14 protein-coding genes are annotated in these 13,472 nt (G+C 65.9%); 1 reads left to right on the top strand and 13 read right to left on the bottom strand.

Translation table 11 applies throughout. The annotated features are described in order from the left end of the window. Positions 1-116 precede the first annotated feature (116 nt). The 9 genes from madM to mdcA all read right to left on the bottom strand — a co-directional run bounded on the left by madM (position 117) and on the right by mdcA (position 7,501). A complete protein-coding gene (madM, locus tag BLR77_RS11145) occupies positions 117-881 on the bottom strand; it encodes a malonate transporter subunit MadM (RefSeq protein WP_074677720.1) in 765 nt (254 codons plus the stop codon). A 5-nt stretch (positions 882-886) separates the two neighbouring features. Then, positions 887-1,288: a malonate transporter subunit MadL gene (madL, locus tag BLR77_RS11140; protein ID WP_074677718.1), complete on the bottom strand. Its 402-nt coding sequence runs from the start codon at positions 1,286-1,288 to the stop codon at positions 887-889. 60 nt (positions 1,289-1,348) lie between these two features. Continuing rightward, the gene (gene mdcH / locus BLR77_RS11135) at positions 1,349-2,275 is read right to left on the bottom strand and encodes a malonate decarboxylase subunit epsilon (RefSeq protein ID WP_074677716.1); all 927 of its coding nucleotides are present in this window, start codon (positions 2,273-2,275) and stop codon (positions 1,349-1,351) included. Then, entirely contained in the window at positions 2,272-2,907 is a 636-nt protein-coding gene (locus tag BLR77_RS11130) for a malonate decarboxylase holo-ACP synthase (protein ID WP_074677714.1), read from the bottom strand. Before BLR77_RS11130 ends, mdcH begins: the two co-directional genes overlap by 4 nt. Before the next feature lie 94 nt (positions 2,908-3,001). After that, the gene (mdcE, locus tag BLR77_RS11125; protein ID WP_074677712.1) at positions 3,002-3,808 is read right to left on the bottom strand and encodes a biotin-independent malonate decarboxylase subunit gamma; all 807 of its coding nucleotides are present in this window, start codon (positions 3,806-3,808) and stop codon (positions 3,002-3,004) included. Positions 3,809-3,810: 2 nt separating this feature from the next. After that, complete coding sequence (locus BLR77_RS11120) at positions 3,811-4,662, bottom strand: biotin-independent malonate decarboxylase subunit beta (RefSeq protein WP_074677710.1); 852 nt, start codon at positions 4,660-4,662, stop codon at positions 3,811-3,813. Continuing rightward, a complete protein-coding gene (locus tag BLR77_RS11115) occupies positions 4,655-4,954 on the bottom strand; it encodes a malonate decarboxylase subunit delta (RefSeq protein WP_072423620.1) in 300 nt (99 codons plus the stop codon). Before BLR77_RS11115 ends, BLR77_RS11120 begins: the two co-directional genes overlap by 8 nt. A 1-nt stretch (position 4,955) precedes the next feature. Beyond that, positions 4,956-5,834 carry a triphosphoribosyl-dephospho-CoA synthase gene (locus BLR77_RS11110; protein ID WP_074677709.1) on the bottom strand — a complete coding sequence of 293 codons (879 nt, stop codon included), beginning with the start codon at positions 5,832-5,834 and terminating at the stop codon, positions 4,956-4,958. Then, positions 5,834-7,501 carry a malonate decarboxylase subunit alpha gene (mdcA, locus tag BLR77_RS11105; protein ID WP_074677707.1) on the bottom strand — a complete coding sequence of 556 codons (1,668 nt, stop codon included), beginning with the start codon at positions 7,499-7,501 and terminating at the stop codon, positions 5,834-5,836. Before mdcA ends, BLR77_RS11110 begins: the two co-directional genes overlap by 1 nt. Positions 7,502-7,921: 420 nt before the next feature. Here mdcA and BLR77_RS11100 point away from each other — a divergent pair, with 420 nt between their 5' ends. Then, positions 7,922-8,902 carry a DctP family TRAP transporter solute-binding subunit gene (locus tag BLR77_RS11100; protein WP_074677705.1) on the top strand — a complete coding sequence of 327 codons (981 nt, stop codon included), beginning with the start codon at positions 7,922-7,924 and terminating at the stop codon, positions 8,900-8,902. Positions 8,903-8,963: 61 nt separating this feature from the next. Here the strand turns inward: BLR77_RS11100 and BLR77_RS11095 are convergent, their stop codons facing one another. The 4 genes from BLR77_RS11095 to flgK form a co-directional block, all read right to left on the bottom strand. Further along, on the bottom strand, positions 8,964-9,746 hold the full coding sequence (locus BLR77_RS11095; protein ID WP_074677703.1) for a type IV pili methyl-accepting chemotaxis transducer N-terminal domain-containing protein: 783 nt from the start codon (positions 9,744-9,746) through the stop codon (positions 8,964-8,966). A 379-nt stretch (positions 9,747-10,125) separates the two neighbouring features. Beyond that, on the bottom strand, positions 10,126-11,148 hold the full coding sequence (locus BLR77_RS11090; RefSeq protein ID WP_074677942.1) for a hypothetical protein: 1,023 nt from the start codon (positions 11,146-11,148) through the stop codon (positions 10,126-10,128). A 13-nt stretch (positions 11,149-11,161) separates the two neighbouring features. Continuing rightward, a complete protein-coding gene (gene flgL / locus BLR77_RS11085) occupies positions 11,162-12,079 on the bottom strand; it encodes a flagellar hook-associated protein FlgL (protein WP_083366058.1) in 918 nt (305 codons plus the stop codon). Between the two features lie 24 nt (positions 12,080-12,103). Further along, a complete protein-coding gene (gene flgK / locus BLR77_RS11080; RefSeq protein WP_074677701.1) occupies positions 12,104-13,471 on the bottom strand; it encodes a flagellar hook-associated protein FlgK in 1,368 nt (455 codons plus the stop codon). Position 13,472: the final 1 nt, after the last annotated feature.

The raw sequence follows: 13,472 nt of genomic DNA, 5'->3' as shown, positions 1-13,472 counted from the left end.
TGGCACGGATGCAGGAGCCGGCTTGCCGGCGATCAGGGCAAGAGCATCGCCCGCAAGCGGGCTCCTACATGGTCGCGGGGGCAGTGAAAAAAGCCCGCCATGACGGCGGGCAAAGGTCAGCCCAGCAGGCCTCGCATCAGAAAGTAGAGCAACGATGGGCCAAGCAGGCAGCCCAGCGCAGTGTAGAAAGCGGCAGTCAGGCAGCCGTAGGGCACCAGCTTCGGATCGGTCGCCGCCAGGCCGCCGGCGACACCGCTGGAAGTGCCCATCAGGCCGCCGAAGATCACCGCGCTGCGCGGGTTGTTCAGGCCGATATAGGGCGCGACGAAGGGCGTGGCGACCATCACCAGAATCGCCTTGATCAGGCCGGCAGCAATCGACAGCGCCATCACGTCGGAACTGGCGCCAATCGCCGCGCCGGTCACCGGGCCGACGATATAGGTCACCGCGCCGGTACCGATGGTGGTGAGACTAACCACGTCGGTATAGCCGAAGGCCATGGCTACCCCGACACCCGCCACGAAGGAGGCGAACACGCCGACGAACAGTGCCAGCACCCCGGCGAAACCGGCGCGCTTGAGCTCTTCGACACTGACGCCGAAGCCGGTGGCGACGATGGCGAAGTCACGCAACATGGCGCCGCCCAGCAGGCCGATCCCGGCGAACAGCGGGATGTCCACCAGGCCCTTCTGCCCGCCGGTATAGAGACCGCCGATATAGGACAGCAGCAGCCCGAGCAGGATGGCGATGGCCGAGCCGTGCAGGCGACCCTTGGTGAGCTTGTCGGAGATCCAGTACGACACCCACATGGTGATGCCGATAATGGCGAAACCGCTGAGCATCCCGTAGCCGGAGATGACTTTCATCAAAGATTCGTACATGGCAGTCACCGCGGCGCTTTGGTCAGGGAGGAGGCTGTTTCGCTATCGGACTTCTTTTGTCCGACACGACTCAGTACCGGCACCAGGGCGAAGGCCACGGCGACAGCGGCAGTACCGGCAAGAATCGCCATGGGGCCGCCGCTGAGGGCGCCGTAGACGTTCTGCTGGGCAGCCATGGCAACCACGATGGGGATATAGATGGCACTCCAGAACTCCACGCCCTGTTCCGACTTGCCGGTGAACAGGCCGCGCTTGTTCAGGTAACTGCCCAGGAAGATCAGCAGCATCATGGCGATGCCGACACCGCCGACGTTGGCGGGTACGCCGATGAGTTTGCCCAGCAGCTCTCCGATGAAGATGCCTGCCAGGGTGCAGAACGCCAGAAAGGCGACACCGTAGATAATCATTGTTGTTGTCCTCGTTTCGTATCGAAGTTGTTGTTCTTGTGCTTCGGTAAACGCTACGGCTCAGCGGTCGCGGCTTACCTCCTGACGCAACATGGCGTCGAGTGTATCCAGACGCGCCCCGGCGAAGGCGATGGCCTGGCCGGGGGCGAATACGCGGCGAGCGAGACCACTCAGCACGCTGCCTGGAGGCAGTTCCAGATGCAGGCGCACACCGCGCTCATAGGCGGTGACCAGCGTGGCCTGCCAGTCGACGACGCGGCTCATGTTGCAGGCCAGGTCGTCGCGCAGGGTTTCGGGATCACGGATCAGGCGCGCCGAGCTACTGCTCAGGTAGCGCATCTGTGGCGCGCGCAGTTCGACTTTGGCGAAAGCGGCGGCCAGCTCGCGGGCGGGCTCATCGAGCAGTTCGCAGTGCGACGGCACGCTCATGGCCAGGCGCTTGACCGCACCGGCACCGAGGCCGCGAGCGCGTTCGGCGACCGTCGCCATGGCGGCATCACTGCCGGCGATCACCAGTTGCGTCTCGGCATTGATATTGGCCAGGTACACCGGGCCATCGGCTTCAACCAGCAAACGCTCGATGCTGGCCAGGTCGAGGCCAAGGATGGCGGTCATGCCATAGCCGCTGGGGTAGGCGCGCTGCATCAGCTCGCCGCGCAGGGCGACCAGGCGCACGGCATCGGCGAAGTCCAGCGCACCGCCCACCACGGCGGCGGCATAGGCGCCGATGGACAGGCCGGCGACGTAGTCGGGCCGGTGCCCGCGTTCGATCAGCAGACGTGCGGCAGCCACGCCGGCGATCAGCAGGCAGAGCTGCACGGCGCGGGTGCTTTGCAGGGCCTCGTTCGAATCCAGCAGGCACACGTCTTCGCCCAGTGCCGCGCTGGCCTGCTCCAGGCAAGCCTGCACCAGCGGCGCATCAGGCAGCGCCTGGAGCATGCCGGGCTGCTGCGCGCCCTGGCCGGGGAAGGCCCACAACGTGCTCATGCCGCCACCCGCTGCAATTGCCAGGGGTCGCCGACCAGCAGCGGGCCATTCTGGGTTTTCAGCAACACGCGTGGCGTCTCGCCGGCCCATTCACGTAGCGCTACGGCGCCGTGCGGGGTTTCCAGTTGCAGGTCGATGCGCCCCGGCGCTTGATCCAGCAGCATGCACAATGTCCGCGCTTCGGCTCGAGAAACAGCTTCAGGCGCGCGCAGCAGCAGGTCTAGGTCGCTGTCCGCATGCGCGGCGGCGATGCCGCTGGCCAGCTCGAAGCCCAGGCTGCCAGTCACGCCCCATGCCAAGCCCAGCTCGTCGAGGCATGGCGCAACTAGGCAAAGGGCACGTAGCGCCGGCCAATGCGGCTGAGGGTGGTTACGCCAGCGTCCAGCCCTGGCCACCGCCTGAGGGCTGACCAGCCGGCTGATATCACTCAGGCGCATCCAGGCGGCATAACGCTGCTCACGCGCAGCGCCACGCACGCCCACCGCGACCCAGCCGGATTCGGCCGACGCCCGCCGCACCACCACTGGCACATGCCCGCCCAGGGCGGCGCGAGCCCAGACTGGCGCCTCCTGCGGCAGCTGCTCAGGGCGCAGGCCCCAGAGCAGATCATGTGGACGGGGTGTCGGGTGCATCGATGCTTCCTCTGTAGGGTGCGCCGAGCGCACCGGGGCTATCAGCAGATACCGCTGTGGTGCGCACGGCGCACCCTACGGCGGCGCTCCATGTTCACCACTGCGCGCGCAAGGCCTCGCGCACCTGCGTGGAAGCCGCACGGTTGGCGGCGCCCAGGCGGTTGCGCAGATCGCGCGGACTGTCGGCGATATCGTCCAGGGCGCGGCTCAGGGCGTCTTGCACGCGGGCCAGGTCGGCGGCCGTCGGCTGCGCGGCCTGCTGCACATCGATCACCTCCGCCAGCAAGCCGAGCGAGGCGTAGTTGTCCAGGTCATAGGCCATCGGCGGCACGCTGGCGGCCAGCGCTTCCAGCTCGTCGACGCTGCGCAGGGTGATGCGCGCGGCGGCGGCCTTGCCCATGGCGTGCACCATCACCCCGGCGTCGCGCAGGGCGATCAGGCGATTGGCCTGGTAGCCATGGGCGAGAAAGGCGCCGGACATCGCCTTGCCGACCAGCAAACCGATCACCGCATGCCCGGCCAGGCGGGCACGGGCATAAGCGTCTACCGCTCCGGCCAGCGCCTGGTGGATGCCATAGGCTTCCTCGCGGCGGCCATAGGCCTGGCTCGGCACATCGACGATGGCGATCAGCGCGCGCTTGTGCGGGTTGTTGCGATCCGCCTCGATGGCTTCGTCCAAGGCCTGGGCCAGGCCCCAGCCTTCGAGCAGACCGACCTCGCCATTGCGGGCGCGGGGGAAGGGATTGTTGGCGTCAGCGATCACCGCGAGGTAGCGCACCGCCTGGCCCGCCAGCTCACCATCGGCCACGCGCAGCGAGACAGGTAGCCCGCTCAGCGGCTGGCCATCGCCGGCCAGCGCCTGGAACCAGTGCAGGCCGCGTTGTTCCTGTGCAGTTGTCATGTTCATGCTCCCTGGTAGGCGCTGCGCACGGCAGCGGCATCGGCCTGGACCGAGGTGTCGACGTCGCGCAGACGCTGCAGGAACCAGGCGTGGCGACGGCTGCGCTCCTGGGCCGGCTTGCCCTGGGCGAACAACCCGTGCAGCTCGCGGCGAATCGCCTCCACATCGTCGGCCACGTAGCCGTCGACCAGGCCGCTGGCGTGGCGCTGCTCGCCGCCGGTCAGGCTCCAGATAAAGGGGCGGTCGCGCGAGTCGTATTCGTCCAGGCCGGCTTCCTGCTCGATCACCTGCGGACCGTTGAGGCCCAAGCGCGCTTCGCGGGTCACCAGCAGGTAGCTGCACAGCCCGGCGGCGATGGACATGCCGCCGAAGCAGCCGACCGGCCCGGCGACCAGGCCGATAACCGGCTGAAATTCACGCAGCTCGACGATGGCGGCCTGGATCTCGGCGATGGCCGCCAGGCCCAGGTTGGCTTCCTGCAGGCGCACGCCGCCGGTTTCCAGCAGCAGCACGGCGCGGGTCGGCGTGCCCTTGCGGTTGTCTTCGGCGGCCAACTCCAGGGCGCCGGCAATCTTCGCCCCGCCCACTTCGCCGAGGCTGCCGCCCTGGAAGGCACCTTCGATGGCGATGACCACCGCAGGCTGGCCGTCGATCAGACCCTTGGCCACCACCACGCCGTCATCGGCCTGGGGCACGATGCCCTGTTTGGGCAGCCAGGGCGACATCAGCCGGGCAAAGGGGTCAAGCAATTCGCGGAAGCTGCCGGCATCGAGCAATGCGCGAGCGCGCTCGCGGGCACCGAGTTCGGTAAAGCTGCGCTGCGCCAACAGGCGCGCAATGTTCTGATCAGCCATGGTTGAGTTCCTCCAGGCCCTGTTCCAGGCGCAGGCGCACCACGCCAGGCGTGGCGCCGAAATCATGAATGGCGATATTCAGCGCCGGCAGCTGCTGCTCGCGGAACATGCGCTCGAACAGCAATTGCCAGCGCGGCGCGCTGCCGTTGACCGAGGTCACCACTTCGATCGCCAGGGTGCCGGCCTGACCGGGTTCGAGCAGCACTTCCAGATCGCCGGAACCGACGCAGCCCACCAGCGCGCGGCCCTTGGCCGGTTGCCCGGCGGGGAATTGAAAAGACAGGGTTTCCATTTCACAGACTCCCAAGCTGCGCCGGCAGGCCATGCTGCAGGCGGTCGAGGAACAGGGTGGCGGCGAGCAGATCGGCAGCGCCGCCAGGCGAAGCGCGCAGGCGCAGCATGTCGCGTTCGAGATCACGCAGACGGCGACGGCCATCGAGGCTGGCGCAACCACCGGCGGCGAGCACCGCACGGGCGCCGCTCTGCATGCTGACTAGCCCGGCCATACCGGCGCGGTACAGCACGCAGGTATCAGCCAGCTGGGTCATGATCGCCAGCAGCGCATCCAGGCGGGCGTTCTGCTCCCCTACCCCGGCGACGCGGCTGCGCGCCAGTTGTGGCAGCGCCTGCTGGATCACTGCGGGGAAGCCAAGCTGCGCTTCCTCGCGCGCGCCATGCACGCCGTAAAGGCGACAGACTTGAGCGCCATGGCTATCGCCGGTGACAGGCGCGGCGCGGTCATCGAGCAGGGCCAGGCGCGCCGCGCGCAGGGCGACCTGGGCCGGAGCCAGCGCGCTGACGTCCAGCGCCGCAGCGGCGCTGAGCAGCCCTAGCGCCCAAATCGCCCCGCGATGGGTGTTGACGCCGCCGGTGACGCGCAGCATTTCCACCTCGCCTTCACGGCCTATGCGGCCCACCTCTTCACGCAGGTGCAGGTCGATCTCGCCGCGTTGCTGCGCGGCCTCGGCCATGGCCTTGAAACTCGGCCACAGGGCCAGCGCCGAGGCGTGCATCAGGCCCAGGTGCAAATCCGTATGAGCGCCGCTGCCACGACGATCCACCAGCCCCGGTTTGGGCGACAGGTCGGCCTCGTCGATCAGCGCGTCGACAGCCAGGTCCGCCAGCCAGTCGCCGAGCGAAAGCTGCGGCTGAATTGCAGTCAGTGCATTCATCACCAGCTCCTGAACTTGGCGGGCGGGTTGTACAGGCCGCCTGACCAGTCGACCAGCTCGGCGATGCTCTTGGCCGCAAGCAGTTCGCGGCTGGCATCGGTACGGCGGATGCCGAGGTCTTCGGGCAGGGCGATCAGACCTTCACGGCGCATGCGTGCGGTGTCTTTCGGGTCGTGGCGCAGGCCGATGGCGGTGACGCCGGCGACCGCGGCGATCATCGCCTGGCGCTCTTCCAGCGAGCGTGCCTTGTACAGGTAGGCGATGCCTTCCTCGGTAAGCAGGTGAGTGACGTCGTCGCCGTAGATCATCACCGGGGCCAGGGGCATGCCGACCTTCTTCGCCATGCCCACCGCGTCGAGCTGTTCGACGAAGGTGGGCTTGCCGCCTTCCTGGAAGGTCTCGACCATCTGCACCACCAGCTTCTTGCCGCGTTCGAGCAGGGTCACCGGCGCTTCACCACCCGGCATGGCCATGTCCAGCCAGGCCGGGGTCGGGTGCCGACGACCGCGCGGGTCGTGGCCCATGTTCGGCGCCCCGCCGAAACCTGCCAGGCGGCCACGAGTGACGGTGGAGGAATGGCCGTCACCATCGACCTGCAGGGTGGCGCCGATAAACAGGTCGACCGCGTACTGCCCGGCCAGCTGGCACATCATGCGATTGGAACGCATCGAGCCGTCGCGGCCGGTGAAGAACACGTCCGGGCGCTGGGCGATATAGCCCTCCATGCCCAGCTCGGTGCCGAAGCAGTGCACGCTCTCGACCCAGCCGGTCTCGATGGCCGGGATCAGCGTCGGGTGTGGGTTGAGCGTCCAGTTGCGGCAGATCTTGCCTTTCAGGCCCAGCGACTCGCCGTAGGTGGGCAGAATCAGCTCGATGGCGGCGGTGTTGAAACCGATGCCATGGTTGAGCGACTGCACCTTGTGTTTCTCGTAGATGCCACGGATCGCCATCATCGCCATCAGCACGTGCACCGGCTTGATATGACGTGGGTCGCGGGTGAACAGCGGCTCGATATAGAACGGCTTGTCGGCCACCACCACGAAGTCGACCCAGGACGCGGGAATGTCCACCCGCGGCAGCTCGTCGACGATCTCATTGACCTGGAAGATCACGATGCCGTCACTGAACGCCGTGGGCTCGACCAGCGCCGGGGTGTCTTCGGTGCTCGGCCCGGTGTAGATGTTGCCGTGGCGGTCGGCCTGAAAGCCGGCGACCAGCGCGACATTGGGAATCAGATCCACCAGCAGGCGCGAGTACAGCTCGATGTAGGTATGGATGGCGCCGACTTCCATCTGCCCGTCTTCGAGCAGTTGGCCGATGCGCAGGCTCTGCGGCCCGGCGAAGGAGAAGTCGAGCTTGCGGGCGATGCCGCGCTCGAACAGATCGAGGTGCTCGGCGCGGCTGACGCTGGGCATGATCATGTGCAGGTCGTGCAGGCGGCCGGGGTCGGCCTGGGCCAGCGAGCGGGAAAGAAAATCCGCCTGCTTCTGGTTGTTGCCTTCGAGCACCACGCGATCACCGGGGGCGATCAGCGCCTCAAGGGCCGCGACAATCTGGTCGCTGGGCAGGACCACGCCATCGGCAAGGTTGCGCACCTGATCGAGTCGCCGGGCTTTTTCAGCACGACGACGCGACCACTGCGGCGGTGGGGATATTGTTGTTGTCATTGAAGACTCCACGAGTTCCGCTGTCGTGGAGGCACCTTAGGAGCGTGACCCCTGAGTCATCAATCAAGCAGCCAGCGCAATCGTTACGCCCAGGTTAACGATCGCTCAAGGTCGGGCAGTAGCCCCGTGCGTCGACGCCCGAGCCAGACCGTCACCGAGCAATTCCCCGGAATGCGCGCCGGTTCATGAAACCAGCCTTGTGCCGGCAATCCCCATCCGCAAGAATGCCGCCCCCTGCCATTGACCGCACGGTCACGGGCAGCATGCCAACAATAACCGGGCATCGACCCGGTAGTCCCCAACGAGGCTAGGCCGACATCCTTCGTCAGGTCGAATCTTGCAAGCCATCCCGATCCGTACCCAGGCCCGCCACTCTCGGCGCCGGCCTCGGCTCTGCGTTTTCCGTAAAAAGGTGTGTCGATGTTCAAGACCTCTCTGGCGGCTGCTTTCGCCGCCCTGCTGTGTTCCGCGCCGGTACTGGCCGAACCGATCCTGATCAAGTTCTCCCACGTGGTGGCCGAGGACACCCCAAAGGGCAAGGGCGCCCTGCTGTTCAAGAAATTGGTGGACGAGCGCCTGGCCGGCAAGGTGCAGGTGGAGGTGTACCCGGACTCCACGCTGTTCGGCGACGCCGACGAGCTGCAGGCACTGCGTGACAACAAGGTGCAGCTGCTGGCGCCGTCGCTGTCGAAGTTCGAGCAGTACACCACTCAGTTGCAGGTGTTCGACCTGCCCTTCCTGTTCGACGACCTGGAGGCGGTCAAGCGCTTCCAGAAACGTGAGAAGAGCCGCGAACTGTTGCGCTCGATGGCCAACCACAACATCTACGGCCTGGCCTACTGGAACAACGGCATGAAGCAGCTCTCGGCCACTCGCGCACTGCACACCCCGGCCGACGCCGCAGGCCTGACCTTCCGCATCCAGCCCTCGGCGATTCTCGAGCAGCAGTTCGCCCGCGTCGGCGCCAGCAGCCTGCGCCTGCCTTTTGCAGAGACCCAGGCAGCGCTGCAGGCCGGCCGGGTACAGGGGGCGGAGAATCCCTGGTCCAACATCGTCAGCCAGGAGCTCGGCGCGCTGCAGCCCTATGTCACCGAAACCGACCATGGCGTGCTGAGCTACATGCTGGTGAGCAACTCCAGCTTCTGGATCAGCATTCCCTATCAGGTGCGGGTGCAGTTGGAGGCGATCATCGATGAGGTCACCCTGGCAGTGAACCTCGAGGCCGAAGCGCTCAATGCCCGTGATCGCCAGCGTCTGGTCGCAGCCGGCAATCAGGTCGTCAGCCTCAACAGCGAACAACGCGCGGCGTGGCGTGCGGCGATGCAGCCGCTGTGGCAGGAATATGAGGGCAAGATTGGCAGCGATGTGCTGCGCGCGGCGCAGACGGTCAACCGACGCTGACCGTGCTCTGCCAACGACCTGCAACAGGCGCTACCAGGCGCCGTTGCAGGTCGACAGGCACTCAGGCTTCTTTGGCCTGCAGGCCCGCGTAGAGGCGGGTCAGTTCGTTCAGATGACGGAACAACGAATCGGTGCTGATGGTGATTGCAGTCCCGACGAAACCCTGACTGGCGTGCAGGTCGATACCCTTGAGGGTGAAGCCCCAGTTCGCCCGCACACGACGCTGGGTCGCAGCGATTTCTTCGCTCGGTGCGCCGCGAGCTTCCAGCTCCTTGAGAATAGTCTCGAAGTCACTCACGGCGGTGTCCAGCTTGGCGTCCAGGTCTGGCGCCTGAATATTCCAGGACTTGGCCATGTAGAGCATGGCGATACGCTGAGTCTGCACGCGCGCCCAGCCGGTACGGTGCACCGATGCGCCCATGGCACCCAGGTGCTTGCCCATCAGGTCACTGACGGTCTGCGTCTGCTGCAGCAGTTCCTCACTGGTCGCGAGCATCTGGGCGGCCTTGGCCTGCTCCGGCTTGGCTTCCAGCTGCTGACGGTAGGCGGCCCAGGTGCCATCGATCCTGGCCAGCGCAGCCTTGATCTCGGCAGTCGGCGCGTAAGCGGTCAGCGCTTTGTGGCTGTCATCGAAACGCTGGATGGTTTCCTGCAGCTGGCGCTGGGCAGCATCGACGCGTACATCGGCGCCGATCATCAGGTAGTTCTTGGCCATGCGCTGGGTCAGCGAACGCTGCAGGCCCGTCATGTTCATGGCTTCGGAATCGCTCAACTGCGCCAGGCTGGGCACGCTGACCAGCGCGGTACAGGCAAGCAGGAGGAGAGTCAGGTACTTCTTCAACACGTCGGTACTCCAAAATTCGGGAACGAGGCAATGCACCGGAAGCACAAGCCACCGGAACGGGTTGAACCCTTTGAATGCGGGGTTTTTATTGGAATGCGAGAGGGCAGATACGACGGGCGTCGGGCCCATACACTGCGGAGAGGGTGCGATAATAGCTGTTAAAAGGCCATCATTCTGTGCGACCGGTCAAAAAGCGGACCAATGGTCAAATCAGCTGACTGGCATCAGGTCCCGATGCCCTTTCCCTGAAGGCCAATAACCATGCAGCCAGAACGCCTGCGCTCGGCGGCCATCCGCTTGGGGATTAAAAAAGCCGTCAGTCGCCAAAAAAGGGGGAGGGCGACCGACGGCTGAGGAGAGGAAAACCTGGAACCACCGATCAGGACAGCAGACTGACCACGCTGGAGCGGCTGATATTGGCCTGGGCGACCACGGTCTGAGTCACCGCCGCGTAGCTGCTGGGGCTGCGACGCATCAGGCTGAACACTTCACCGGCAAACTCCTTGGCCCACTCACGCTCGTTGTGATCGGCATGACGGGCGAGAAAGTCGCGAATCTCTTCCTGACGGTGGCTGAGTTGCTCACGCAGCGTGCCGATCCGGTCCAGCGCCGCCACCACTTCGTCCAGCGCCCGGCGCAGTTCGCGGGCACCATCCAGGCGCGCCGCGTCGGGCAGGCGCAACATCTGCTCCTCGTGGCTGACCACGCTCGCCTGGGCCTGACTCGCCAGCTTGCCTTCGCCCTGCACGCGCAGCTCGCCCTTGAGCTGCTGCCATTCGCTCTCGCGGGCGCTGAATTTCAGCGCCCCGCCGTGATCGATTTCGGCGCGGATGCCGGCCGGACCGAGCCCCGCGTTGAAACGACGGAGAATCTGTTGCTCGCTCAGGCCCTCGTCCAGCACCACCGCCAGCGGCTCGGCCAGCTTGCGCCCGGCACTGAACAACAGGGTTTCCTTGCCGGCCTGCTGCACCGCGGCGATGGAGTCCAGCCCTTGCAGACTGAAGCGGCTGCGCACCGGCTCGCTGAGGCGCAACTTGAAGCTGGCATCCAGCGCTTCGCCGGAGCGCTGGCTGCGTTCGGCGAGCAGCTTGCGTACCTGGTCCAGCTCGCGCTTGATGCCGTCGCGCTCACCGGCCTGGGCATTGCTCAGCTCGCGGCTGAGGCTGAGCTTGAGCTGGCCGAGTCGCCCGGCCAGCTCGCCGAGGTAACTGTCGGCCGCCTGCATCGAGGTCAACTGCTGGTTGAGCTGCAGATTGAAAGTAGCACTCTTGCCACGCGGCTGTGACGCCGGTTCAGCGGGCAACTGCTTGCGCTGGCGCTGCACGGGCTGCTCGCCCTGTACCGGACGGCGGGCCTGCGGATCGAGCGCGGTGACGACCGGAAGCTGTTTATCGACCTTGATCACAGCAGGCTCCTTACAGCAGGCTGAACAACGACATCTGGTTGATCTTCAGATAGGTCTTCTGCGTCGCGCCAAGCGCCAGCTGGTAGTTGTTCAGGGCAATGGTGGCGCCGGCATAGTCCAGCTGCGACAGCTCGCCTTCGATCTTCTGGTTGACCAGCGAGACGTCTTCGTTGCTGTCGGTCAGCAGGGTCAGGGCGTTCTGCCGGCCACCCAGTTCGGTGATCGAGCCGAGTACGCGGCCATGGGTATCGTCCAGGGCCGCCAGCGCATCGACGATCTGCTGGCGCACCGCTGGGTCGCTGGCATCCAGCGCCGGGTCCTGCAGGGTGTTGATCAGGCCGCGCAGTTCGTTGAGCATGCCCGCCCCGGCGCCGAAGACGCTGGCCGCAGTGACGTTCTCGTCGACCAGCACGCCGTTGGCGACGGCAGCCTGACGATGCTTGTCGTTGCCGGTGACGCCGTAGGTCTGAGTCGCCGCATCGAAGCTCAGCGCCGGGGTATCGCTGAGGGTGCCGGAGAACAGGTAGCGCCCCTCCTCGTCACGCACGTTGGCGAAGCTGAAGATGGTGTCCTCGATGATCGACAGCTCACCGGCCATGGCGGCCAGGTCTTCGCTGGTGTTGGAGCCGTTGGCCGCCCACAGCAGCAGGTCGCGCACGCTGAGCATGGCGTCGGAGGTGGACTTGAGGTTGGCTTCCTGGGTCGACAGGCTGCCGGAGACGTTGGCGATGTTCTTGCGGAACTGTTCCAGGCTCGCCTCTTCACGCTGTACGCGCAGCACCCGCACGCTGGCGATGGGGTCGTCAGAGGGCAGCAGGATGCGCTTGCTGGTAGCCATCTGCTGCATCAGCTTGCCCAACTCGGCAGAACTGGTGTTCATCGAGTTGTGCATCAGCGAGGTGATCTGCGAGTTGGTGATGCGCATCATGGCTGAATCTCTCTGGAAAGTGCGTCAGAACGCGGCAAGCATGTCGTCGAACAACTGGTTGGCGGTACTGATCACCTTCATGTTGGCCTGGTAGGCCTGCTGGTAGGTCATCAGGTTCACCGCTTCTTCATCCAGGCTAACCGCGCTGACGCTGTCGCGCTGGGATTGAGCCTGCTGGGTCACGGCGGTGGCGGACTTGAAGTCGGCCTGGTTCTGCCGGCTGTCGCTGGCGACCTGGCCAAGCAGGCCGGCGTAGGCGTCGTTGAGGGTGACCTGGCTGCCACCCAGGGTAATGGTCTGGTTCTTCAGGCCGAGCAGGTCCAGCAGCACCCCGTTGTTGCCGCTCTCCCCCGCCGTCGAGGAGAACGCCAGCTGTTCGGCGGTCAGCGGCTCGATCCGCAGCAATGCAGTGGTGCTGGTGGGGTCGTAGACGAACAGCGGCTGGCCAGGGTTGCCATTGAGGTCAAAACCCGTGGCGAGTACATCGTTGACCATCTGCGCCAACTGACTGGCCATGTCGTGCAGGGCGTCCAGGTTTGGCCGCAGGCTGTTGTACTCGACATCGTAAAGGCCGCCGAACGCGCCGCCGAAGCCATCCTGACGCAACGGGAAGCTGGTGCCGGCGAAGGCCAGGCTGACTTCCTGTTCACCCGTGGCCGTCATCGCCACCTTGAGCTGGCCGGCGGTGGGGCCGGCCACCAGCGGCTGGCCGTTGGCCAGGGCAACGCTGACCGAGCCGTCCGGGGTTTCGTTGACGCGCAGCTTGGCGAACTGGCTGAGCTGGCCGATCAGGCTTTCGCGGTGATCGCGCAGCGCGGTGCTGTCACCCTTGACCGACTCGGTCTCGACGATCTTCTTGTTGAGCAGCGCGATGTTCTCGGTCAGGCCGTTGATTTCGGTGGCCATGGCGGTGCGCTGCTCCTGCAGCGCCTTGACCTGTGCGTCGATGTTGCTGCTCAGGCCGTTGAAGCGCTGCGCCAGGTTGCCAGCCTCGCTGATGATCTGCTGACGCAGGGCGATGGAGCCAGGCGTGGCGCTGGCTTCACTGAGCGCGGCGAAGAACTGGTCGAGGCCGGCACTGATGCTCGAACCGGTGCCGGCCATCAGCGCTTCCAGCGCGGTCAGGTACTGCTGCGAGGCACCGTAGAAGTTCTGCTCGGTGGTCGCGCGCCACAGCTGCTGGTTGTGGAATTCGTTGGTCATGCGGCGAATGCTGATCACCTCGACACCGCCGCCGACGCTCAAGCCACCCTGCCCCGCCAGCGAGCCGGTGATGGTCTGCAGGCGGCTGAAACCGGGCGTATTGACGTTGGCGATGTTCTGCCCGGTGGTGGCCAGGGCCACCTGGCTGGCACGCACGCCGCTGTAGGCGATCTGGTTGAGGATGGTCACG

This window comes from Ectopseudomonas alcaliphila, assembly GCF_900101755.1.
Classification (GTDB): domain Bacteria; phylum Pseudomonadota; class Gammaproteobacteria; order Pseudomonadales; family Pseudomonadaceae; genus Aquipseudomonas; species Aquipseudomonas alcaliphila.
This window is presented reverse-complemented; position numbering and strand designations above follow the sequence as displayed.